This window comes from Pontibacillus sp. ALD_SL1, from assembly GCF_017355605.1.
In genome coordinates this window covers 3,115,794-3,138,860 of record NZ_CP062974.1, presented here as the reverse complement: position 1 = coordinate 3,138,860, position 23,067 = coordinate 3,115,794, and the positions used below count along the sequence as shown (strand labels likewise).

Sequence of the window (23,067 nt, the reverse complement as noted above, 5' to 3'; positions counted from 1 at the left end):
TATAATTGTTTGTAAACGTTTTCTGGGGGAGAGGGTCTGTTTGAAGCATCAATTAAGTCAGGAGCAGCGGTTAACGTGGAGGATGACGCAGAGATTAAGTCAAGCGATTGAGATGTTAGCCTATAATGGACAAGATTTGATTCGCTTTCTTCAGGATCAAGCAGAAGTAAATCCTCTCATAGAACTGAGTGTGTCTTCAGCTCTTCCAAAGGGAGGGCAAGCTGAGGCGAGTCAAACCGTTCAATCATCTAAAGAGAAGTCCTTCCGTGAACATTTACAAGATCAGCTAATAGAGAGTAGGATCCCTTCATCGTTACGTCATGTCGTTCAGTATGGAGTTGATTCATTAAATGACCATGGTTACTTGGATACAACGATTGAAGAATGGAGTGAAGTGTGTGCTGCATCGATAGCTGAAACGGAAGAGGCGTTGTCGTTTATTCAATCTTTACATCCTGCTGGTGTTGGAGCGAGATCGTTACAAGAGTGTATTGCGATTCAGTTAAAACGAGAAGAACATCCCATGTATATGATTCAGCTTGTTTATGATCATATTAACTGGGTTGCTGAACAAGATATTGAGTCCATTCAAGATGAGTACAACATCACAGCCGAAGCTGCACAAAATGCAATTGAAACGATCCAAACGTGTCACCCGAGGCCGGGTATTCAATATTCGTCTGTACAAGAAGACTATATTGTTCCGGATGCGGAAGTGTTTAAGAAGAATGGAGACTGGGTTGTTAAGCTTTCACCATGGAATACGCCAAAGATTGTCGTAGATGAGGACATGTATGCCTTGTCCCATCAACATCAAGAAGCATCAGCGTATTTGGAGGAGAAATACCAACACGCAAAATGGCTTCAAATGGCAATCGAACAACGGAAACAAAATATGAAAGCCATAATGGAAGAGATCGTTAGAAGACAAGTTCCTTTTTTTGAAGAAGGCGCTCATCAAAAGCAGTCGCTCAGAATGAGAGAGGTTGCTGAAGCAATTGGAGTTCACGTATCAACCATAAGCCGTGCGGTACGTCATAAGTATGTTCAGTCTCCGAGAGGGATTATTCCTCTTAAGGATTTCTTTCAACAAGGTTTGAAGACGAGGAATGGTCAAGAAACCTCCGCTGAAGCGATCAAGCACTTATTAAAGGAAACCATACATAGTGAAAATAAGCACAAGCCCTACTCAGATCAAAAGTTAAGCCAATTATTATATGATCAATTTGGTATTTACATTTCAAGAAGAACCGTGGCAAAATATCGGGAAGCACTATACATACCATCATCTACAAAACGAAAGAAGAGGGGGTAGCCGCATATGGCAACGGAAATTATTCTGTATACGAAGAAGGACTGTTCTTTATGCGAAGAGGCTAAAGAATTGATTGAAACACTTGCATATGATTACGAGTTTGTCATTCGGGAAAAGGATATTTATGAAGAAGATAAGCTAATTGAACGATACGGTCTCATGATCCCAGTAGTAGAAATTGACGGTGTAGAGGTCGGTTATGGGAAAATCGATCTTTTTTCTTTAAGTAACCGTTTACAAAAGAAAAAGGGCTAGTATGTCTGTTGCAAGGGGTTATGGGGACTGATACAATATAAATGTAAGCTTGCCGTTGAGGTATTTTTTTGGCCCAAGCGGGACAGAATACGTCAAGGCGGGACGAAAAAGCTCCCGCTGCAGCTTACATACAGCAAAGGAGCTTTTCCATGAGGGCACTAATTGACTTACAGAGTAAACTATTCCCCGATTTGCTATCAATTATGCAACGAAGGTATGAAACCCTGACATTGATTCAGCTAATGGAACCGATTGGACGAAGAAGTCTTGCTGATCATTTAAACATTGCAGAACGAACCGTAAGAACAGAAATTGATCTTTTACATGAACAGGGATTAATTGAAGTGACGACAAAAGGGATGCATGTGACGAATACTGGCAAGAATGTAATCGTTCAGCTAGAGGCCTTCATGAATGAATTAAGGGGCTTTAAAGATTTGGAGCAACAAGTGAAGCAACGTTTACAACTCGATCACGTAGTCATCGTACCTGGGGATAGCGATGAACTCTCATGGGTGAAACAAGAAATGGGTAAGGCTTGTGTACGTTATATGAAGGAGATTCTTCGTAGTGATGACACAGTGGCTGTAACCGGAGGAGGAACCATTGCAGCTGTGGCTGAGATGATGACTCCACTTGAACAAGCAGGGAACTGCTTATTTGTCCCGGCCCGGGGTGGACTTGGAGAACAGATGGAGAATCAGGCAAACACCATTTGTGCTGAAATGGCAAAGAAAGCAAATGGAACGTATCGACTTCTCTATGTACCAGATCCGCTTAGCGAAGAATCCTATCAGACCATTATTGAAGAACCTTCTATTAAAGAGGTGCTAACCATCATTCGTGGAGCTGGTGTTGTTGTCCATGGTATTGGTGATGCCACTACAATGGCAGAACGACGAAAAACTCCACAAGAAGTTATAGACACCATTCAAGAGGGTAAGGCTGTAGGGGAGGCTTTTGGTTATTATTTTAATGAAGAAGGTAGTATTGTTCACAAAGTGCGAACAGTAGGAATTCAATTAGAAGATTTACAACATACTAATTGTGTTATAGCTGTCGCAGGTGGCAAATCAAAGGCAAAAGCGATTTCTTCATATTTTAACCTGGGACAATCCAATGTACTCATTACCGATGAGAGTGCAGCAAAAGAGCTAATAAAGGGATCTTCCCTTTAGATAGAAAATAAACACCTATATACCTTAAGGAGGAATTTTTCATGGCAATCAGAATTGGTATTAACGGTTTCGGACGTATCGGACGTAATGTATTCCGCGCGTCTCTTAAAAACGACGAGGTAGAAGTAGTAGCGATTAACGACTTAACGGACGCTAACATGCTTGCTCACCTTCTTCAGTATGACTCTGTACACGGTCAACTTGATGAGAAAGTAACAGTTAACGGATCTAACCTTGTAATCGGTGGTAAAGAGATCACAGTTCTTTCTGAACGTGACCCTGCTAACCTTGGATGGGGAGATCTTGGTGTAGATATCGTAATCGAATCTACTGGTCGCTTCACTCAGCGTGACGATGCTAAAAAACACATCGATGCTGGCGCGAAAAAAGTTATCATCTCTGCACCTGCTAAAGGCGAAGACCTTACAGTAGTTATGGGTGTTAACGAAGATTCTTACGACCCAGCTAGCCACCATGTAATCTCTAACGCATCTTGTACGACAAACTGCTTAGCACCATACGCTAAAGTTCTTAACGACAAGTTTGGTCTTAAGCGCGGTATGATGACTACAATCCACTCTTACACGAACGACCAACAAATCCTTGACCTTCCACACAAGGACTACCGTCGTGCGCGTGCTGCTGGTGAGAACATCATCCCAACAACTACAGGTGCTGCACAAGCAGTAGCAAAAGTAATGCCTGAAATGGAAGGTAAACTAACTGGTATGGCTATGCGTGTTCCTACACCAAACGTATCTCTAGTAGACCTTGTAGCTGAGCTAGACACAGATGCTACAGCAGAAGAAGTAAACCAAGCGCTTAAAGAAGCTGCTGAAGGTGAGCTTAAAGGTATTCTTGGTTACAGCGAAGAAGAGCTAGTTTCTAGCGACTACAATGGTAACCCAGCTTCTTCTACAATTGATGCTGCTTCAACTCTAAGCATCGAGAAGAACATGGTTAAAGTTGTTTCTTGGTACGATAACGAGAGCGGCTACTCTCACCGTTGTGTAGACTTAGCTGTATACCTTGCTAAAAAAGGTCTTTAAGTTTTCGTAAATAGGCAGGAAAACAACTCCTGTTAACCGTATAAATTATGAGTGTCCATCGCAAAGAGCAGGAGGAGAGCAACCTCCTCCTTTGCGATGTTTGTTTGATAGAACCATGAAAAGAATGGAAGCCCACCACATTTTTACCATTTGACTCTTTTTATGAATTCAAATCAAACCCTTGTAACACGTTTGTCTTCTTGAAAATAAGGAAACGTACATACAGGGGAGCTAGACACATTCCAAGGAAAATTTTAAAGGAGGTCCTCATCCCGTGAACGTGAATGAGAAAAAAACCATCCAAGATGTAGAAGTAAAAGGCCAGAAAGTATTCTGTCGCGTTGATTTCAACGTACCTATGCAAGATGGTGAAGTAACTGACGACACGCGCATCCGTGCAGCGTTACCAACAATCCAGCATTTAACTGAACAAGGTGCAAAAGTAATCTTAGCAAGCCACCTTGGTCGTCCAAAAGGGGAAGCCGTTGATGAACTTCGCCTTGATCCAGTAGCGAAACGTCTAAGTGACTTACTTGGTCAAACCGTTACGAAAACGGATGAAGCTTACGGAAGTGAAGTGGACAAAGCCATTTCTGAAATGGAAAACAGCGATGTACTTCTTCTTGAAAATGTTCGTTTCTATCCGGGTGAGGAAAAGAACGACGCAGAACTTGCGAAGGAATTCGCTAATTTAGCAGACCTTTATGTGAATGATGCATTCGGTGCAGCTCACCGTGCGCACGCTTCAACTGAAGGAATTGCTCAACACCTTCCAGCAGTAGCTGGCTTCTTAATGGAAAAAGAATTACGCGTCCTTGGTAATGCGTTAAAAGACCCTGAGCGTCCTTTCACTGCTATTATCGGTGGTGCGAAAGTTAAGGACAAAATCGGCGTTATCGATCACCTGATTGACAAAGTTGATAATTTAATTATCGGCGGCGGTCTTGCTTACACGTTCGTGAAAGCTCAAGGCTACGAAATTGGTCAATCTCTTCTTGAAGAAGATAAGATCGATCTTGCTAAGCAATATATGGAAAAAGCTAAAGAAAAAGGCGTTAATTTCTATATGCCACAAGATGTAATCGTTGGCGACGATTTCTCTAACGATGCAAACACACAAGTGGTTAACATCGATAGCATCCCAGCTGATTGGGAAGCAATGGACATCGGTCCAAAAACGATTGAATTATACTCTGATATCGTGAAGAACTCTAAGCTAGTCATTTGGAATGGCCCAATGGGTGTATTCGAGCTTGAAACATTCGCTAATGGTACAAAAGGCGTTGCAGAAGCTCTTGGACAAACAGAAGGTTATTCTGTAATTGGTGGCGGTGACTCTGCAGCTGCTGTTGAGAAGTTTGGTTATGCAGATCAAATGGACCACATCTCTACAGGTGGCGGAGCATCATTAGAGTTTATGGAAGGTAAAGAACTTCCAGGCGTAGTCGCATTAAACGATAAATAATAGGTGAGGTGACAGTATGCGTAAACAAGTCATTGCAGGTAACTGGAAAATGAACAAGCTAATGGGCGAAGCTACACAGTTCGTTGACGATGTAAAAGGTCAAGTACCTTCTTACGATCAAGTGGAATCTGTTGTTGTAGCACCTTTCCCTTATCTTCCAACGCTTGTTCAACAAGCAGAAGGCACAGATCTTAAAATTGGTGCGCAGAACATGCACTTTGAAAGTAGCGGAGCATTCACAGGCGAAGTTAGTCCTGAAATGCTTAAAGACCTTGGCGTAACGTACGTTGTTCTTGGTCACTCTGAGCGTCGTGAAATGTTTGCTGAAACAGACGAAACAGTAAACAAAAAGACACACGCTGCATTCAAACACAACCTAGTACCAATTGTTTGTGTAGGTGAAACAGATGAGCAACGTGAAAACGGCGAAGCTGAATCTGTAGTAGAGACACAAGTGAAAGCTGCTCTTAAAGACCTTACAAATGAACAAGTTAAAGATGTCATCATTGCTTATGAGCCTATTTGGGCGATCGGCACTGGTAAAACAGCTACAGCTGAAGATGCAAACGCAATGTGTGCTTCTATTCGTAAAGTTGTTAACGAATTTGCAGGCAGTGAGCCAGCAGAAGCGATTCGTATTCAGTACGGCGGTAGCGTAAAACCAGCTAACGTTGACGAGCTTATGTCTCAGTCTGATATTGATGGTGCACTAGTAGGTGGCGCAAGCTTACAACCTGATTCTTTCTTATCTCTAGTGGAGGCAGGTAAACATGAGTAACCAAAACCTAGCAGCTCTAATCATCTTAGATGGTTACGGCATGCGTGACGAGGAATACGGTAATGCTGTAAAACAAGCGAACACGCCAAACTTTGATCGTCTTTGGGAACAGTACCCACATACAACGCTTACGGCAAAAGGTGAAGCGGTTGGCCTTCCTGAAGGTCAAATGGGGAACTCTGAAGTAGGTCACTTAAATATTGGTGCAGGTCGCGTTGTTTACCAAAGCCTAACTCGTGTAAATATGTCCATTCGTGAAGGCGACTTCTACGAGAACGAGCGCTTCATCGAGGCAATGGAACATGCGAAAAAGAATGATAAAGCTTTACACCTATTCGGCCTTCTATCCGATGGCGGGATTCACAGCCATATTGAGCATTTATATGCGCTACTTGAAATGGCGAAGAATCGCGGTGTAGAGAAAGTCTATGTTCACGGTTTCCTTGACGGTCGTGACGTAGGTCAGAAATCTGCAAAACAATATATTGAAGCCCTGCAGAACAAAATGGATGAACTAGGTGTCGGTGAGATCGCGACTCTATCCGGCCGCTATTATTCCATGGACCGCGACAAACGCTGGGACCGCGTGGAGAAAGCCTACCGCGCAATGGTTTACGGTGAAGGTCCAACGTACCAGGACCCAATTGAGCTTGTAGATGATTCTTATGCAAATGATATCTATGACGAATTCGTTCTTCCATCTGTTATGACAGACGATGCGGGTAACCCTCGTGCAACTGTTGAAGATGAAGACGCGATTATTTTCTATAACTTCCGTCCAGACCGCGCCATCCAAATTTCACGTACCTTCGCAAACGAAGACTTCCGTGAATTTGAACGTGGTGACAAAGCACCGCAGAACACTCATTTTGTTATGCTTACGAAGTTCAGCGAAACAGTCGACGGTTTCGTTGCATACACCCCTGTTAACCTGGATAACACAGTAGGGGAAGTATTAGCACAGAACAATATGAAGCAGCTTCGCATTGCTGAGACGGAGAAATATCCACACGTTACGTTCTTCATGAGCGGTGGACGTGAGGAAGAATTCGACGGGGAAGAGCGAATCCTTATCGATTCTCCTAAAGTTGCAACGTATGATGAACAACCTGAAATGAGTGCTTACGAAGTAACAGATGCTCTTCTACAAGAGCTTGATGCAGATAAGCACAATGCAATTATCTTAAACTTCGCAAACCCTGACATGGTCGGTCACAGTGGTATGCTAGAGCCTACTATTAAAGCGATCGAAACAGTGGACGAATGTTTAGGTAAGATCATTGATAAGATCACGGAAAAAGGTGGACATGCGATCATTACAGCTGACCACGGTAACGCTGACGAAGTTACGAATTCTGAAGGTAAAGCGATGACAGCTCACACAACAAATGATGTACCTGTAATCGTGACGAAAGATGGCCTTGAGCTTCGTGAAGGCGGAATCTTAGGTGACTTATCCCCAACATTATTAGACTTATTACAAGTCGATCAGCCTAAAGAAATGACAGGCGAATCTTTAATTAAAAAATCTGATCAATAAAAAGGAGAGAAATAACCATGCCATATATTACGGACGTATACGCACGCGAAGTCTTAGACTCCCGTGGTAACCCAACAGTTGAAGTAGAAGTATATACGGAATCTGGTGCTTTCGGTACAGCACTTGTTCCAAGTGGTGCATCTACTGGTGAATACGAAGCAGTAGAACTACGTGACGGTGACAAAGAACGCTACCTTGGTAAAGGTGTATCTCAAGCTGTTCAAAACGTTAACGAAAAAATCGCTCCAGAACTTCTTGGTTTCGATGCAACTCGCCAAGTAATCATTGATGAACTAATGATCGAACTTGACGGTACTGAAAACAAAGGTAACCTTGGTGCGAACGCAATCCTTGGTGTATCAATGGCAGTAGCTCGCGCTGCAGCTGACTACCTTGGTATTCCTTTATACCAATACCTTGGCGGATTCAACGCGAAGAAGCTTCCAACACCAATGATGAACATCCTTAACGGTGGTGAGCACGCAGATAACAACGTGGACATTCAAGAGTTCATGGTTATGCCTGTTGGCGCTCCAACATTCAAAGAAGCTCTACGCATGGGCGCTGAAATCTTCCACTCTCTTAAGAAAGTTCTTAAGAACAAAGGTTACAACACTGGTGTAGGTGATGAAGGTGGATTTGCTCCTGACTTAGGTTCTAACGAAGAAGCACTATCTACAATCATTGAAGCAATCGAAGAAGCTGGTTATAAGCCAGGCGAAGAAGTTCAACTTGCAATGGACGTTGCATCTTCTGAAATTTATGAAGATGGCAAGTATAACCTTAAAGGTGAAGGCGTAACTCGTACGTCTGAAGAAATGGTTGACTGGTACGAAGAGCTTGTTAACAAGTACCCAATCATCTCAATCGAAGACGGCCTAGACGAAAACGACTGGGAAGGTACAAAACTTCTTACAGAGCGTATCGGCGACCGTGTTCAACTTGTTGGTGACGACCTATTCGTTACAAACACAAACAAACTAAGCCGCGGAATCTCTGAAGGCATTGCAAACTCAATCCTGATCAAAGTGAACCAAATCGGTACACTTACAGAGACATTCCAAGCAATCGAAATGGCGAAAGAAGCTGGTTACACAGCAGTTATCTCTCACCGTTCTGGTGAAACAGAAGACTCTACAATCGCTGACATCGCTGTTGCGACAAACGCTGGTCAAATCAAGACAGGTGCTCCATCTCGTACAGACCGCGTAGCGAAATACAACCAACTTCTACGCATCGAAGACGTACTAGCTGGTACAGCAGTTTATGCTGGTAACAACGCATTCTACAACCTAAACAAATAATAGGTTCTAAACAAAAATCCCTTCATTCGGCCGAATGAAGGGATTTTTTCTGCTTTATACGATAAAGTAATAAAAGACTAAAGGGTGTCAGACACACAGTAACACTGTAAAGGAATAGAGCGTGCCAGACACCCTTCAGTGCTGTAGAGGGGGAAAGGGTGTCTGGCACGCTTTATGACGATATAGTATTAAAGTGGATATCATATTAAAAGAGCTGTCTCCTGATGGGGGACAGCTCTTTGTTGTGAAGGATATTACAAATTATTCTTCTTCTTTAGGGAACCAATTTGGTACGTTTAAGATTTTAGTCCACATTGGTTCTGGTATGGCTAGTTCTTCTTGTTGATTCAATTTCATCGCTGTACGGATTTGGTCTTCCTCACCTTTAGCAACTTTTTCAACCCAATCAGGTTCCATTAGCATTTCACGTCCTAGCGAAATCATTGGAACTTTTGCAAGGGCTCCTTCTACATCATCTGCTGTATGGAGGCTACCTACACCCATTACAGGAACAATGCTGCCAACTCGTTCTTGGATTAAGTCGATACGAGGACGTGTGTCGTTTTCGTCGCGCATAGAACCTTGATTAAAGCTAGATAGAGATATATGAAGATAATCTAGGTCTTGTTTAGCCAGGACGTCTACAAGTTGTAGCGTGTCGTCCATTGTAATTCCAGGTTCTTCTCGCTCTTCTGGAGAAAGACGATAACCAACTACGAACTCACCCTTAGCATGTTCGGCGACAGCTGACTTCACAGATTCAACTACGGCAAGAGGGAAGTTCATGCGATCTTCCACTGAACCGCCCCACTGGTCGTCACGTCGGTTAGAGTGAGGAGAGAAGAACTGTTGTATAAGATACGTATTCGCTCCATGAATTTCTACGCCGTCGAATCCAGCTTCAATCGCGCGACGTGTCGCTTCACCGAAATCAGTAATCGTTTGCTGAATTTCTTCTTCTGTCATCTCTCTTGGAGTTGGAGAATTTGGACGAAGGGCAGCTACGGCACTTGCACTGACCACATCTTCATTAGGAATAAGGTGTGGAGGGCACATACGGCCACCATGGAAAATTTGTAGAATCGCTTTGGAGCCTTTTTCGTGAATGGCATCGGCCAATTTACGAAGACTTGGAATCAGATCGTCACGGTGAGCACCGATCTCACCATCAAATCCTTTTCCGTATTCATTCACATTTGCACAAGCCGTAATGACTGCGCCCACGCCTCCCGAACGACGTTTATAATATTCAAGTTCTTTATCGGATACACTTCCATCATCATTTGATAAAAAGTTTGTCATTGGTGCTAATAGCACACGGTTTTTCAACGTTACGCCTGATGGTAACTGATAGGATTCAAATATATATTTACGATCACTCATGATTTTGCCTCCTTGTTCGTTCCTGTTTATTTGAGATTCTCAAATTAAGAACATGATCAGTTTATCACGTGGCAAAAAGCGTTGTCTTTCAAAGTGCATCAGCTAATGGGCCATGAAGAATATAGCAAAGTTAGGACGATTGCAAGATATCCTCGATGATTTGGATAACGTTCACACCTTCTTGTCCACTAACTGGGACCTGATTTCCGCTCCGAATCGATTCAGCTAACTGCTTATAGTAGGATTCATAGCACCCTTTTTCTGTTGGTACACGTACCCCATCTGGGTGTTCGTCATTCGTTAATATACCGTAATTCTCTTCAGAATCAACACCCCATCCGAACTGATTCGGTAACATTCCCTCTTTAAGCTGACTTTCTTGAGGATCTGTCCCATATTTAATAAAGCTTCCTTTTGTACCGTGCACTTGAAATTTGGGTCCAGTTGCTCTAACGAGAGAACTGGAGTGGAGAATAACCTGTAAAGGATTATAATCTAATAATAGATGAAAGTAATCATCCACCTCTGCTCCTTCACGTTGAGCTCTAGCAATCCCTTGGACTTGTTCTGGTGAACCAAATAGATGAAGAGCCTGATCAATTAGATGAGCGCCTAAGTCATACAAAATACCAGCACCAGGTACATCTTTCTCTCTCCATCGGTCTCGTACATGTGGGCGATATCGGTCAAAGTGAGCTTCGTAGCTAGTAACGTCTCCAAGAGCATTGCCTTCAATCAATTTCTTCACCGTAAGAAAATCATTGTCCCATCGCCTGTTATGGAAAGGGCTGAGCACTCGATTATTTGCTTTGGCAATCTGAAGTAATTCCTTGCCTTCCTGTCTATGAACGACGAAAGGTTTCTCAATAACGACGTGTTTCCCAGCTTCGAGCGCTGCTTTTGCAAGAGGATAGTGATACTCATTTGGAGCAGTAATGATGATGAGCTCAATGTCGGTATCTTGTATTAGATTATCAGGCGTAGGTGTAATGTGGATATGCCCAAGGTCTTGTTCTGCTTTCTCCTGTTTAGATGTAGATACGGTTGTAAGTTCAAATTCCGGCAAAGATTGAAGGAAAGGGGCGTGGAAAACTTGCCCTGATAGACCATATCCAATTAATCCGGTTTTTATAGGTTTCATAGTAATCGACTCCAATTTATATAGATTTCCTATATACTCTAGCACATAAAAGTGACAGTGTGGAAAGGCTATAAGGTTTTGATGGTATGGTGTTTTTCGTTCACGTGTACTAGTACCAACCAAAGGCATGTAAGGCTACCATAATAATAGCTATATCAGCAATTATATGGACGATCCATGAACCTTTGTAGGTACCCGTTCTCTCTGTTAAGAAGCAGAAGATCAAACCGATAGTGAATAACCCAATCAAGATGAGGGCCGTTAGAGGAAACGAGAACCATCCTTGGATACTAGCAAGATGGTACAAAGCAAAAAGACTGGAAGAATATAAATAACCAAGATGTTTCTTTCCGCGAGATAAAAGATTTTGAAAGATAAATCCCCGGAAGAACCATTCTTCTACCCAAGAATTTCCGAGTATAATGTAAACTCCGACAGCATAAATGGTGACAGGTGTTATACCAAGATCCATTTCGATATAAGTTTTAATTTCAGTGAAGTTAACCCTATCATTCGTAAGCCAGTAGGCAATGAGGATTGTGAAAAAAGATACAGTTGCAAATACCAATGGATACTTCCAAGGTTCTTTTCTTCCTTTTAGGTGAGGAGGAGAGGAATACTTATAAAAGAGTAAAGGAAGTCCGATAAATAAAACGAGCTTACATGCTGTTTTAACAATGTAAGGAACACCTATCCCTTGTTCTAAGCCATATAGAAATAGACAGACAAGGAACGTGGATCCAACAATAACCTTAGCTTGATTCATTACACCACTCCCGAAAGTAACATTTTACACTTTTGATGTTATTTTAACCTATACTGTCTCATTTAACAATGGTTAGTCAGTTGTGTGATAAGCTAGATATAAAACATCACAGAGTAGGTGAAGGGATGAGAAAATGGAAGTGGTGGCAAAAGGTTCTGCTTGTTGTCGGGGGATTATTGGTAGCGATCGCAATAACAGGCTATGTTTATTTGCAACCGTATGAACCGAGCGAAAGGGCTCTTCAAGCGCTGACGACAGATGAAGGAATCGAGATGAAGGATAAGAGTGACTGGATATCTTTTATACCAGAACAAATGAAAGAAACAACGATCCTCTTCTATCCGGGAGGTTTAGTAGAGCCAAAGAGCTATGCACCTCTTGCTCATCAATTAGCCGAAGAGGGGTATCCGACTTATATTCTTAAAATGCCCCTGAACTTGGCGGTACTGGCACAAGATAAGGCGAATGGAGTGATTCAACAAGATGCTAATCGCTCCTATGTTATTGGAGGACATTCGCTTGGCGGTGCTATGGCAGCTAGATATGCTGCCGAAAATGGAGAGGTTTTAGATGGCGTTTTCTTATTAGCTGTTACCCAGATGAAGTGGGGGACCTTAGTGAATTAAGTTTGTCATTCTTATCAATAACAGGTGGAAAAGACGGAGTGATTAACCGTAAGAAGTATGAAGAGGGGAAAGCTTATGCTCCCGAAAATCATCAATATATAGAACTCGACGGAGCCAACCACGGACAGTTTGGAAGCTATGGGTTTCAAGAAGGGGATCAGAAGGCAACAATTACAGCGGAACAACAACTTGATGAAACAACTGAACTTATCACTGAATGGATTTCTAAATAAAAACGGTGCGTGCTTCTCTTTTCTGTTGATAAAGAGAAGCACGCACCGTTTGTTTTTGGCAAAGAATCTATTGACGATTGAAACCTTCTTGTTCAAGGTAGTCTGTTGCTGCTGCATAGGTTGGGAAAGTACCGTCTAGCATGTCACCAGCATAGATATTCCATAGGTCAAAATCGAAGACAAGCGCTAATGTATGTCCTTCTTCGTTTACCCACGTTTCTTGGTCAGGTTGGGATAGAGAGTCAATAGCATCACGAACAATTGCTTTGATGTCTTCTCTTGAGAAGTCGCGAATGTTCACCATACCGCGGTCATCTGTCTCAACACCATCAATATAATAACCGAATACAAAGCCGTTTCCATTAGGGTGTAGGTGATAAACCACGTTTTTCTTGTCCATTACGCTTTCTTCATAGTGGAAATTCACCCGTCCAAGGGATACGTCGTTTCGCGTTAATTCGGGAAAAGATTCTATAATCTCTAGTTTTTCTTCAAATGTAAGCATAAAGCCTCCAGGTATTCTTTTATTGTTATACGTGTCATTATAACATTCTATAAAAGTATTGTGCCACCGGGGGTTGTCGTCATTCATGCAAGCCTCGGAGTTGAGGCACTTTTTGTAGATGGAGCCATTATGTTTGTTGAGTGGTTAGGGTGTCTGGGGAACGACTCGCTTTCCGCGGGCGGCCCCGCACGAGGTGGGGTCGTTGGACGTTGGCTATTGACGTGACGGTTTTAGTCGAACTTCCTCTTTCTTTTTAGAGCCTCCTCCTTCACTTCGTTCAGTCCGGGCTCTCGTCGACCTCTTTCTCCCGCAGGAGTCTCCCCGTTCTCCAGACACCTCTGGCTTTAAATATAAACGGATAAGCATGTTAACGGATCGTGAACTTTTATGCGGATTCTTTTTACATATTCCACAAAAAAACGAAGCGTTTCTCCGCGTGCGTAGAAAAAATTGGAATTAAATGAAGCTGAAAGAGGGAGGGTTTTCTTAATTCCCCTCCCGTCATACATCAAGTTTTTTGTTTTATTGTTCTCTTAAGTGAGGTATAAGGTAATGGTTCTAAGCATAACGTGGCTCATCATACTGTCCAAACCACTGATAGCGGTGACGGGAGAACCATTTATAAAGCGGTGAACCAATCCGGTCTGCAAATGGAATATAAAGAAGCAGACTAACTGGAACTGTTAGGGGCAAAGCAGCAAGTAAGCGGCGAATGGCGTAATAGCCTTCTTTTAAACTACCCGAAGAGGTCAGCATATGAATTTCGTCATAAATATCCCGATATTGTAAGTACGGATACTGATCTGGATTTTGGTCAACCTCCTGAACCGATACCCAATCCACTTTTTTGAACCAGTCTAATTTCCTTAGCACAAGCTTCACATGATAACAAAATGGACATTGCGCATCGTAGAACACTAGATGTTTCATATAATCATCTCCTTTTTAATAAATTTCACCCGTTCTCTTAATCGTAAACTTACGTATTTGTTTCTACAAATAAAAAATTCTGAAAATAAGCAGATGTATATACAAATCGATTTGCATGCGCTATCATGTATATACAAGTTATTAAGAAAGCGTTTTTATAGATGAACAAATTATAGTGGGAGAGGGGATCACTATGAACTTAAAAAAGCAAGCTCAACAGATTATCGAGCACGTAGGTGGGCAAGAGAATATACAAGCAGCTACACACTGTGTGACTCGTTTACGTTTGTCTTTGTATGACGAAAGCAAAGTCAATCAAGAAGAATTAGAGAAATTGGAAGCGGTTAAGGGATCGTTCTCAACGAATGGGCAGTTCCAGGTTGTCATTGGACAAGGGACTGTAGATAAGGTTTATAAAGAAATGGTTGGATTAGGCGTAGGCGAAGCGAGTAAAGATGATGTGAAACAAGCTTCTTCTGAAAAAATGAATCCGCTTCAACAAGCGATTAAAACGCTAGCAGATATCTTTATCCCAATCTTGCCAGCGATTGTAACAGCTGGTCTTCTAATGGGGATTCACAACATTCTTGCGCAAGCCGGAATCTTCTATGAGGATCAGTCTCTTATTGAAGTTCATACACAGTGGGCGGACCTTGCGAGTATAATCAACTTAATTGCAAATACCGCCTTTGTCTTCTTACCAGGTTTGATTGGTTGGTCAGCGGTTAAGAAATTTGGCGGTAATCCGCTACTGGGTATCGTACTTGGTTTAATGCTTGTTCACCCAGAGCTTTTAAATGCTTGGGACTACGGAAATGCTGTTAAAGAAGGAAGAGTTCCAACTTGGAACCTATTAGGTCTAGAAGTTGAAAAAATCGGGTATCAAGGTCAGGTTCTTCCGGTACTATTAGCTTCTTATGTATTAGCGAAAATCGATGTATTCTTACGTAATCGCATTCCAGATTCTATTCAGTTGCTTATTGTTGGCCCGGTTGCCCTACTTGTAACAGGGTTCCTAACATTTATCGCAATTGGACCGCTAATGTTTGCACTAGGTAACACGATTACAGATGGTTTAGTTTGGACGTTTGATCAGTTTGCGGCTGTTGGTGGTTTGTTATACGGAGCGCTTTATCCGTTACTAGTTGTAACCGGAATGCACCACACGTTCCTTGCAGTAGACGTTCAATTAATTGGTAGCACAGGATCTACATTCTTATGGCCGATTCTTGCACTATCCAACATTTCACAAGGTTCTGCGGCATTTGGGGTATGGCTAGCTTCAAAGAACGAAAACTTAAAAGGACTGTCCGTATCTTCAGGTGTTTCAGCTTGGTTAGGAATTACGGAACCTGCGCTGTTCGGGGTTAACCTTCGTTACAAATTCCCGTTTATCGCAGCACTTGTGTCCTCTGCAATAGCAGGTATGTATATTACAATCCAAAGTGTACGAGCGAACTCAATCGGAGTTGGTGGCGTTCCGGGGATTGTATCGATCCAAAATCAGGACTGGATCTCATTCATTATTGGAATGGCGATTGTCATCGTCGTACCATTTGTAGTAACGTATTTACTGGCAAAACGAAAAAAAATATAACACTAACCAGTTAGCAGCCGACCACACCCGGTTGCTATTGGTCTTTCTAGTGATATCACATCAAAGATAAGGAAGGTGCTCACATGACACAGCCATGGTGGAAACAATCAGTTGTCTATCAAATTTATCCGAAAAGCTTTAACGACACGACAGGAAACGGGACGGGAGACATTCAAGGGATTATTGAAAAATTGGACTACTTGAAAACCCTAGGTGTTGATGTCATTTGGCTAACTCCTATTTATTCATCTCCACAAAAAGATAACGGTTATGACATTAGCGATTATTTCAATATTCATGAAGAATACGGAACGATGCAAGACTTTGAGCGTCTTTTACAAGAAGCTCACGATCGTGGTATTAAAATCATTATGGATATCGTTGTGAATCACACGTCAACCGAACATGAATGGTTCCAGCAATCGAAACAATCTAAAGACAATCCTTACCGCGACTATTACTTCTGGAAAGACCCGGTTGAAGGTGAAGCCCCAACAAACTGGGAATCGAAGTTCGGTGGGAACGCTTGGGCATACGACGCCGATACAGAGCAATACTACCTGCACCTTTTCGATGTAACACAAGCAGACCTGAACTGGGAAAACGAAGCTGTTCGGAAAAGCGTCTATGATATGATGCATTTCTGGCTTCAAAAAGGGGTCGATGGTTTCCGTTTAGATGTAATTAACCTAATTTCTAAAGACCAGGCCTTCCCGAATGATTATAAGGGAGATGGACGTCGCTTCTATACGGACGGACCGCGTGTTCATGAATTTATGCATGAAATGAATCAAGAGGTATTCTCTAAATATGAAATGATGACAGTAGGTGAAATGTCTTCTACTACGATTGATAATTGTGTGAAATACACACACCCAGACCGTCAGGAACTTGATATGACATTTAGTTTCCATCACCTGAAAGTGGATTACCCGAACGGGGAGAAATGGACCGTTGCGAATTTCGACTTTAAAGAATTGAAGAAAGTCTTATCTGAATGGCAAGTTGGTATGCAAGAAGGCGGAGGCTGGAACGCGTTGTTCTGGTGTAACCACGATCAGCCTCGCGTTGTGTCACGTTTCGGAAACGATACCGTTTATCACAACGAGTCTGCTAAAATGCTTGCGACAACGATTCATATGATGCGCGGTACGCCTTATATTTATCAGGGTGAAGAGTTCGGGATGACCAATCCTAAATTCGATACGATTGAGGACTACCGCGATGTTGAATCCCTTAATATGTATGAGATTCTAAAGGAGCAAGGGAAAACGGAGACTGAAATTCTTGCTATACTCGCTCAGAAGTCACGAGATAATTCAAGAACACCGATGCAGTGGAATGGTGGGGAGCAAGCTGGTTTCACAGCAGACACTCCATGGATTCCTGTTGCAAAGAATTACAAGGAAATCAATGCAGAAACAGCTGTAAATGACGAGAATTCTGTGTTCTATCATTATAAGAAGCTGATTGAGCTTCGTAAGCAATATGATATTATTACATCAGGAGACTACGAACTCTTAAGCTATGAGGATGATCGAGTGTTTGCTTATGCTCGTCATGGCGAAGGCGAGAAGTTGCTTGTTGTGAATAATTTCTATGGTGATGAAACGACGTTTAACGTGCCGGAATCGATTGACCTTGAATCATTCGGGAGCGATTGCATTCTTTCTAACTATGATGAATCACAGAACGTAAGTCGTACACTTAAGCTGCGTCCTTACGAGTCCGTAGTGTATCATTTAACGAAATAAATGAGTGGTGCTATGTGAAGCAGAATAAATTTATGGGCATTTACGAAGAACTTGTTGATGCGATTAAGATGAACGTGTATAAGGAAGGGCAGACCCTGCCGTCTGAGAATGAATTAGCAGAAACCTTCGGGACTTCGAGAGAAACAATTCGGAAAGCTTTAAACTTGTTATCGCAAAATGGATTTATTCAAAAAGTGCGTGGCAAGGGATCCGTTGTTTTAGATGTAGATAAATTCAATTTCCCAGTCTCAGGTCTTGTTAGTTTTAAGGAAGTTTCTAAAGCTATGGGCGAGGCGACCAAAACTCACGTGAATGAACTTTCCCTCATTCATCCAGACCCGTACATTCAAGAAGCGATGCAGCTAGAGGAAGAGTTCCTAGTTTGGTATGTAAGTCGTTCGCGAGAAATCAGTGGAGAGCGGATCATTTTGGATAAAGATTACCTTTACTATGGCAGTGTTCCTCGCTTAACCCGAGAGATTTGTGAAAACTCCATTTATGCATATCTCGAAGGAGAGATCGGTCTAACCATTAGCTTTGCGAAGAAAGAAATTACGGTAGAAGAACCGACTTCTGAAGATCGTACGTTATTAGATCTTGAGGGTTTTGCTAACGTAGTGGTGATTAAAAACTACGTTTATCTGGATGATGCAACGCTTTTCCAGTACACAGAGTCAAGGCACAGACCAGACAAGTTTCGATTTGTAGACTTTGCCCGTCGTTAACGAGTAGAGCGAGTGTGACATCCATGGATGTCACACTCGTTTTTTGTTTGCTGATGAGAATGTTTCCGTTAGCTTAGTGTTAAGTGTAAGGTGGTTCGGGAAATTACTCGCTTTCCGCGGCGAGCTGGGGAGCGATTTCTCGCCACGCTCGAGATGCGGGTCCGTTGGTACTATTTCTGGTATGGGGTGGCTGGGGAATGGCGAGACTCCTTCGGGAGAAAGAGGTCGACGAGACCCGCAGGGCATGTTTTGGTCCGAGGAGGCTCGACAGCTCGCCCGCGGAAAGCGAGTCGTTCCTCAGACACCCCCAAGCACTCACAAGAGTAACGGTCCCATCCTAACTACTGTGTCTCATCTTCAAGTATTTAAGATTACTTTCCTTTTCTTAAAAAAGCATAATATATACTAAAAAAACACCGTTCAGCAAAGGATGCTGAACGGTGTTTTTATATGAGACCATCATAGATAAGCCATATGAGCTTTGTCGATGCTTCCGGCCTACAGGGGTGTGGTCATGTAGTACCGGTTGGTCGACAACGGAAATGTGGTAATAGATGATCAGAATACGCTGATGGATGCTTCGTATTCAGTTAGGGCTTCGTCTAATATGGCCATTCCTTCGTCAATTTGAGCTTTTGTCATGGTAAGTGGTGGGATTACCCGGATGACTTCCGTTTTATTGCCACAGAAATAGAAGAGTGCTCCTTTTTCTAAGGCAGATTGTAAGATGGTCATTAGCCCTTCGCTGTCTCCTTCTCCTGTAACAGGGTTAACAATTTCAAGACCAAGCATTAGACCGACCCCGCGCACGTCTCCGACAACGTCATGCTTAGCGGCTAATGTTTGGAGTTTTTCGTATGCATAGGCGCCGACTTCTTTCGTATTGTCTAGCAACTTTTCTTCTTGGATCACGTCCAAAACAGCAAGTGCAGCGTTACAGGCAATCGGGTTTCCTCCGTATGTCGTGGCGTGGGATCCGACAGGCCATTTTTTCATTAGTTCTTTAGAGGCGACTGTGGCACTTAATGGGAGTCCTGATGCCATCGCTTTGGCTACAGCCATAATATCTGGTGTAACACCAAACGTATCGGCGGCAAACCATTCTCCGGTTCTGCCAAACCCTGTTTGAACCTCATCGAAAATAAGCAAAATGCCGTGTTGGTCACAAACCTCGCGAATTTTTTTTAGCCAAGCTTGAGGAGGTATGATATAGCCTCCCTCTCCTAAAACAGGCTCTAGAATCATGCAAGCTACTTCATCAGGAGTTACCTGGTGCTCAAATAAGGTTTGAAAATCTTTCTCTAGTTGTTTCACGCAGAATTCGCCAACATCTTCGCCTTCAGGGCATGCCTTCGGGTTAGCGTACGGAATTTGATAGGTTAACCCGTTTGGTTGCATGAATTTGCGATATTTACTTTTAGAGGTGCTTACTCCCAATGAGCCTAATGTTCTGCCATGGAAACCTCCTGTAAAGGAAATAACATATGGGCGTTCTGTTGTATGTTTAGCCAGTTTAAGTGCTCCTTCTACAGCTTCCGTCCCGCTATTAGAGAAGAAAAAGCAGTCTAGATTTCCGGGCATGATTGTAGCTAATTGATCCGCTAATGTAAGAAGTGGTTCATACATAATAACGCCTGACGGTCCGTGAGTTAGATGGTCCGCTCCATCTTTAATCGCTTGAACGACTTTAGGGTGCCGATGCCCTACATTTGTCACAGCAATGCCAGAAGAGAAATCGAGATATTCTTTTCCATCAGTGCCGTAATAATAACACCCTTCCTCTTTTTCAACAGGAAGATTGGGAAAGTCTTTAGCCATTGTTGGAGCTAGGCGGTCGTGTATTGATTCGAGTAAATGCGTCCATGTCATTTTTGTTCCCTCCGTTACTACGTTCGGATGATTATATTAATAAATATACAATAAATTTAATTTATATACAATATGCATAAATGAAATTCCCACATATTTTTTAAGTAGGCTTTTGCATTTTAAATCGTAGTTACTCTTCATGACTTTCGAACGGTTGCAGAATAGAAGAGACCTGTTATACCCTTAAAAGGTGCTAGAATGCTAGTAAGAAGGGGAACGAACATTGAAAAGATTATTTATGTTACTATTCTGGATCGGCTTTCTTTACGTTGCCTACATAGGGTACTCGATTTGGACATTTGAGGGTGAACAACGACTCGAATCTACAGATGCGGCTATTGTACTTGGGGCAGCAGCTTATCATGATAAGCCATCACCAGTTCTAAGAGAGCGCGTGAATCATGCAGTGAAGCTATATGAAAAGGGAGATGTAGATCATATCATCTTTACAGGTGGAAAAGGAGATGGTGCTCCGTTTGCTGAATCTGAAGTAGCGCGTGACTATGCGGTGGATATGGGCATTCCAAAGCAGAATACGTTTGTGGATATGACCTCTAAGATTACAGAAGGGAATATCATCAACGCTAAGCTTATTGGACAAGAGCAGGGGTTTGAAGATTACACCCTTGTCAGTGACCCACTTCATATGAAGCGATCCATGGCAATTGCTAATCAAATAAACCTTGATGTCGAAGCATCACCGACTAAAACTTCGGCCTATCAATCATTAGAAACAAGGGTTCCTTTCTTTTTAAGGGAATGGGGTTTCTATTTTCTCTATAAAGGCAGTCTCGTTATCCCTGACAACTGGAAACCAGATGACTGGGTCCCAGTAAACCGATAAACACTCCTGCTTTAGCAGTGTAAAGACCTGCAGCGTGCCAGACACCCTTTAGTGGTTTATAGCGGTGAAGGGTGTCTGGCACGCTTTCGTACGTTAATGTGGGCAAGGTTTATAGGGCTATAGAAGTGAATGTGTATTCACTTGTCATAATTAGACATCAGACTATTTACTTTTTGTAAAAGTGGCATTAAAATATAGTGTAAATAAGTATATTAGAAGAATCTTTCGTGTGAATATTCACGCAATTCAGTTTGAACATCCTAGAGTAGACATGCTAATTAAACCTTCATTAGGAGTGGACAACTTGAATGCAACTTTATCAACGCCTAAGTTAGTTGGTATGGAAATTGAGAAGAAGCGTAAGGAAATGGTTGATAGTGCAATTCAACGTGGGTTCAATGACGAATATACGTTGCAATTAAGCCAAGAGTTAGATCAGTTACTTAATAAGTGGAACACCATAAACACAATTACCTCGAATTAAGAAAGCACATGCATATGAATGCATGTGCTTTCTTTTATACTATATGAACATTCCTACAAAGACAGCTGTAATAAAACTTGCTAGCGTTCCTCCGATAATGGCCTTTACACCAAGCTGTGCCACCTGACTTTTCTTAGAAGGTGCTATAGAGCCGAGTCCTACGATTAACTGACCAATCGAAGACAGGTTAGCAAAGTTACATAGAGCTACCGTTAGAATGGCCATCGTTTCTGGCTTTAAGTTTTCCTGTCCATCAAGAACCATGTTAAAGGCGATTAATTCATTGGCTGCAATCTTGGTACCGATAATGGAAGCAGCTTGAAAAGCATCGCTTACTGGAATTCCGATTAATATGGCAAAAGGATAGAGGGCATAGCCAAAGATTGTGGCTAAATCAAGGTCAACAATTCCTAGTACTCCGTTCACTAATGCCAAGATGCTTATGAATGCAATCAAGAGCCCTCCAATATTCAATGCGAGCTTCACGCCGCTCACGGCTCCATCAGAAATTGCTTCTAACACATTTACTTGTTCCGGTTTCTCCATGATGATCTCTTCATTTAGCTGAGACGTCTCGCTCTCAGGTTCTAAAATTTTAGCAATGGTAAGAGACACAAATGGAACGCTGAATATTGAAATGAGCAGGTATTTTACATCAATCCCCATCCCTGCATAGGCCACAAATATGGCACCACTGGCCGATGCAGTTCCACCAACCATAATGGCAAACGTCTCAGAGCGAGTCATTTTGCTTAAATAGGGTTTAACAAGAAGGGGAGCTTCTACAACCCCAAGCATTGTATTTCCTACAGCACTAAAGGATTCTACCTTGCTAGTCCCTAATATTTTACCAACAATAAATCCAATGCCACGGACAATAAATGGGATAATACGTAAGTAATAAAGTGCAGCGATTAGAGACGATATAAAAATAATGACAGCTAGTACATTAATCGCAAACACAAATTGAATATTTGTACCTTCTCCAAACAATCCCCCAAAGACAAAGTTAATTCCCTCGCTACTAAAGTCGATCACGTGCTGGACGCCTTTAGCTGCGACATCTAGCATTTTTTGTCCAAAGGGAACTTTCAGCATAAAGTACACAAATAATCCTTCGAGCAAGAGCCCGACCGCAACCGTTCGCCATTTAACCAATGTTTTATGGCTGCTCAACAACCAAGATAAAAAGATAATTCCTGCTAACGAACCTATTCCGAATAAAATGTCCATTCTAATCCTCCTATAAAATCAGTGATGTCCATTCATTCAAAACCTTATACGTATTTGGATGTATGACGTCAGACCTCTTAAGGGGTATAAAAA

General features: G+C 42.3%; 20 protein-coding genes and 1 pseudogene. 14 read left to right on the top strand and 7 right to left on the bottom strand.

Features of this window, described 5'->3' with window-relative positions; all coding sequences use genetic code 11:
* Positions 1–40: 40 nt before the first annotated feature.
* From rpoN to eno, 8 genes are all read left to right on the top strand, one after another.
* Positions 41–1,315 carry an RNA polymerase factor sigma-54 gene (rpoN, locus tag IMZ31_RS15915; RefSeq protein ID WP_207528255.1) on the top strand — a complete coding sequence of 425 codons (1,275 nt, stop codon included), beginning with the start codon at positions 41–43 and terminating at the stop codon, positions 1,313–1,315.
* Positions 1,316–1,321: 6 nt separating this feature from the next.
* Positions 1,322–1,570 (top strand): glutaredoxin family protein, encoded by a 249-nt coding sequence (locus IMZ31_RS15910; RefSeq protein ID WP_207528254.1) that lies wholly within the window; start codon positions 1,322–1,324, stop codon positions 1,568–1,570.
* 149 nt (positions 1,571–1,719) lie between these two features.
* On the top strand, positions 1,720–2,748 hold the full coding sequence (locus IMZ31_RS15905) for a sugar-binding transcriptional regulator (RefSeq protein WP_207528253.1): 1,029 nt from the start codon (positions 1,720–1,722) through the stop codon (positions 2,746–2,748).
* Between the two features lie 41 nt (positions 2,749–2,789).
* Positions 2,790–3,797, top strand: a complete 1,008-nt coding sequence (gap, locus tag IMZ31_RS15900; protein WP_036782300.1) for a type I glyceraldehyde-3-phosphate dehydrogenase — start codon at positions 2,790–2,792, stop codon at positions 3,795–3,797.
* A 280-nt stretch (positions 3,798–4,077) separates the two neighbouring features.
* Positions 4,078–5,262 carry a phosphoglycerate kinase gene (pgk, locus tag IMZ31_RS15895; RefSeq protein ID WP_207530432.1) on the top strand — a complete coding sequence of 395 codons (1,185 nt, stop codon included), beginning with the start codon at positions 4,078–4,080 and terminating at the stop codon, positions 5,260–5,262.
* A gap of 16 nt (positions 5,263–5,278) precedes the next feature.
* Positions 5,279–6,040: a triose-phosphate isomerase gene (tpiA, locus tag IMZ31_RS15890; protein ID WP_207528252.1), complete on the top strand. Its 762-nt coding sequence runs from the start codon at positions 5,279–5,281 to the stop codon at positions 6,038–6,040.
* Entirely contained in the window at positions 6,033–7,580 is a 1,548-nt protein-coding gene (gene gpmI, locus IMZ31_RS15885; protein ID WP_207528251.1) for a 2,3-bisphosphoglycerate-independent phosphoglycerate mutase, read from the top strand. Before tpiA ends, gpmI begins: the two co-directional genes overlap by 8 nt.
* Before the next feature lie 17 nt (positions 7,581–7,597).
* On the top strand, positions 7,598–8,884 hold the full coding sequence (gene eno, locus IMZ31_RS15880; RefSeq protein WP_207528250.1) for a phosphopyruvate hydratase: 1,287 nt from the start codon (positions 7,598–7,600) through the stop codon (positions 8,882–8,884).
* A 261-nt stretch (positions 8,885–9,145) separates the two neighbouring features.
* Here eno and IMZ31_RS15875 read toward each other — a convergent pair whose 3' ends face one another.
* The 3 genes from IMZ31_RS15875 to IMZ31_RS15865 all read right to left on the bottom strand — a co-directional run bounded on the left by IMZ31_RS15875 (position 9,146) and on the right by IMZ31_RS15865 (position 12,174).
* A complete protein-coding gene (locus IMZ31_RS15875; protein ID WP_207528249.1) occupies positions 9,146–10,267 on the bottom strand; it encodes an NADH-dependent flavin oxidoreductase in 1,122 nt (373 codons plus the stop codon).
* 130 nt (positions 10,268–10,397) lie between these two features.
* A complete protein-coding gene (locus IMZ31_RS15870; protein ID WP_207528248.1) occupies positions 10,398–11,408 on the bottom strand; it encodes an oxidoreductase in 1,011 nt (336 codons plus the stop codon).
* A 109-nt stretch (positions 11,409–11,517) separates the two neighbouring features.
* Positions 11,518–12,174 carry a CPBP family intramembrane glutamic endopeptidase gene (locus IMZ31_RS15865; RefSeq protein ID WP_207528247.1) on the bottom strand — a complete coding sequence of 219 codons (657 nt, stop codon included), beginning with the start codon at positions 12,172–12,174 and terminating at the stop codon, positions 11,518–11,520.
* 68 nt (positions 12,175–12,242) lie between these two features.
* Between IMZ31_RS15865 and IMZ31_RS24770 the strand changes: the two are divergent.
* Positions 12,243–13,033: pseudogene (locus IMZ31_RS24770) on the top strand (alpha/beta hydrolase).
* Between the two features lie 67 nt (positions 13,034–13,100).
* Here the strand turns inward: IMZ31_RS24770 and IMZ31_RS15855 are convergent.
* On the bottom strand, positions 13,101–13,538 hold the full coding sequence (locus IMZ31_RS15855; protein WP_207528246.1) for a hypothetical protein: 438 nt from the start codon (positions 13,536–13,538) through the stop codon (positions 13,101–13,103).
* Between the two features lie 558 nt (positions 13,539–14,096).
* Complete coding sequence (locus tag IMZ31_RS15850) at positions 14,097–14,468, bottom strand: thiol-disulfide oxidoreductase DCC family protein (protein ID WP_207528245.1); 372 nt, start codon at positions 14,466–14,468, stop codon at positions 14,097–14,099.
* Between the two features lie 193 nt (positions 14,469–14,661).
* Between IMZ31_RS15850 and treP the strand changes: the two genes are divergently transcribed.
* The 3 genes from treP (at position 14,662) to treR (ending at position 18,544) form a co-directional block, all read left to right on the top strand.
* Positions 14,662–16,065 (top strand): PTS system trehalose-specific EIIBC component, encoded by a 1,404-nt coding sequence (treP, locus tag IMZ31_RS15845; RefSeq protein ID WP_207528244.1) that lies wholly within the window; start codon positions 14,662–14,664, stop codon positions 16,063–16,065.
* Between the two features lie 83 nt (positions 16,066–16,148).
* Entirely contained in the window at positions 16,149–17,819 is a 1,671-nt protein-coding gene (treC, locus tag IMZ31_RS15840) for an alpha,alpha-phosphotrehalase (protein WP_207528243.1), read from the top strand.
* Positions 17,820–17,851: 32 nt separating this feature from the next.
* Positions 17,852–18,544 (top strand): trehalose operon repressor, encoded by a 693-nt coding sequence (gene treR, locus IMZ31_RS15835; RefSeq protein ID WP_207530431.1) that lies wholly within the window; start codon positions 17,852–17,854, stop codon positions 18,542–18,544.
* A gap of 558 nt (positions 18,545–19,102) precedes the next feature.
* On the opposite strand, the gene IMZ31_RS15830 is transcribed toward treR, so the two are convergent.
* Positions 19,103–20,413: an aspartate aminotransferase family protein gene (locus IMZ31_RS15830; protein ID WP_207528242.1), complete on the bottom strand. Its 1,311-nt coding sequence runs from the start codon at positions 20,411–20,413 to the stop codon at positions 19,103–19,105.
* Between the two features lie 223 nt (positions 20,414–20,636).
* Between IMZ31_RS15830 and IMZ31_RS15825 the strand changes: the two genes are divergently transcribed.
* Positions 20,637–21,257, top strand: a complete 621-nt coding sequence (locus tag IMZ31_RS15825) for a YdcF family protein (RefSeq protein WP_207528241.1) — start codon at positions 20,637–20,639, stop codon at positions 21,255–21,257.
* Positions 21,258–21,486: 229 nt separating this feature from the next.
* On the top strand, positions 21,487–21,741 hold the full coding sequence (locus tag IMZ31_RS24485; RefSeq protein WP_242705585.1) for an aspartyl-phosphate phosphatase Spo0E family protein: 255 nt from the start codon (positions 21,487–21,489) through the stop codon (positions 21,739–21,741).
* A 39-nt stretch (positions 21,742–21,780) separates the two neighbouring features.
* Here the strand turns inward: IMZ31_RS24485 and IMZ31_RS15815 are convergent, their stop codons facing one another.
* Positions 21,781–22,974: a NupC/NupG family nucleoside CNT transporter gene (locus tag IMZ31_RS15815; protein ID WP_207528240.1), complete on the bottom strand. Its 1,194-nt coding sequence runs from the start codon at positions 22,972–22,974 to the stop codon at positions 21,781–21,783.
* Positions 22,975–23,067 lie beyond the last annotated feature (93 nt).

What these genes read in the sequence shown, in the direction of transcription:
- IMZ31_RS15905 (WP_207528253.1), top strand. Translation starts at nt 1,720, where the DNA reads ATGAGGGCACTAATTGACTTACAGAGTAAACTATTCCCCGATTTGCTA.
- IMZ31_RS15910 (WP_207528254.1), top strand. Translation starts at nt 1,322, where the DNA reads ATGGCAACGGAAATTATTCTGTATACGAAGAAGGACTGTTCTTTATGC.
- IMZ31_RS15830 (WP_207528242.1), bottom strand. Translation starts at nt 20,413, where the DNA reads ATGACATGGACGCATTTACTCGAATCAATACACGACCGCCTAGCTCCA.
- treP (WP_207528244.1), top strand. Translation starts at nt 14,662, where the DNA reads ATGAACTTAAAAAAGCAAGCTCAACAGATTATCGAGCACGTAGGTGGG.
- eno (WP_207528250.1), top strand. Translation starts at nt 7,598, where the DNA reads ATGCCATATATTACGGACGTATACGCACGCGAAGTCTTAGACTCCCGT.
- IMZ31_RS15850 (WP_207528245.1), bottom strand. Translation starts at nt 14,468, where the DNA reads ATGAAACATCTAGTGTTCTACGATGCGCAATGTCCATTTTGTTATCAT.
- gap (WP_036782300.1), top strand. Translation starts at nt 2,790, where the DNA reads ATGGCAATCAGAATTGGTATTAACGGTTTCGGACGTATCGGACGTAAT.
- IMZ31_RS15865 (WP_207528247.1), bottom strand. Translation starts at nt 12,174, where the DNA reads ATGAATCAAGCTAAGGTTATTGTTGGATCCACGTTCCTTGTCTGTCTA.
- tpiA (WP_207528252.1), top strand. Translation starts at nt 5,279, where the DNA reads ATGCGTAAACAAGTCATTGCAGGTAACTGGAAAATGAACAAGCTAATG.
- IMZ31_RS15870 (WP_207528248.1), bottom strand. Translation starts at nt 11,408, where the DNA reads ATGAAACCTATAAAAACCGGATTAATTGGATATGGTCTATCAGGGCAA.
- gpmI (WP_207528251.1), top strand. Translation starts at nt 6,033, where the DNA reads ATGAGTAACCAAAACCTAGCAGCTCTAATCATCTTAGATGGTTACGGC.
- IMZ31_RS15855 (WP_207528246.1), bottom strand. Translation starts at nt 13,538, where the DNA reads ATGCTTACATTTGAAGAAAAACTAGAGATTATAGAATCTTTTCCCGAA.
- IMZ31_RS15815 (WP_207528240.1), bottom strand. Translation starts at nt 22,974, where the DNA reads ATGGACATTTTATTCGGAATAGGTTCGTTAGCAGGAATTATCTTTTTA.
- IMZ31_RS15875 (WP_207528249.1), bottom strand. Translation starts at nt 10,267, where the DNA reads ATGAGTGATCGTAAATATATATTTGAATCCTATCAGTTACCATCAGGC.
- treC (WP_207528243.1), top strand. Translation starts at nt 16,149, where the DNA reads ATGACACAGCCATGGTGGAAACAATCAGTTGTCTATCAAATTTATCCG.
- treR (WP_207530431.1), top strand. Translation starts at nt 17,852, where the DNA reads ATGGGCATTTACGAAGAACTTGTTGATGCGATTAAGATGAACGTGTAT.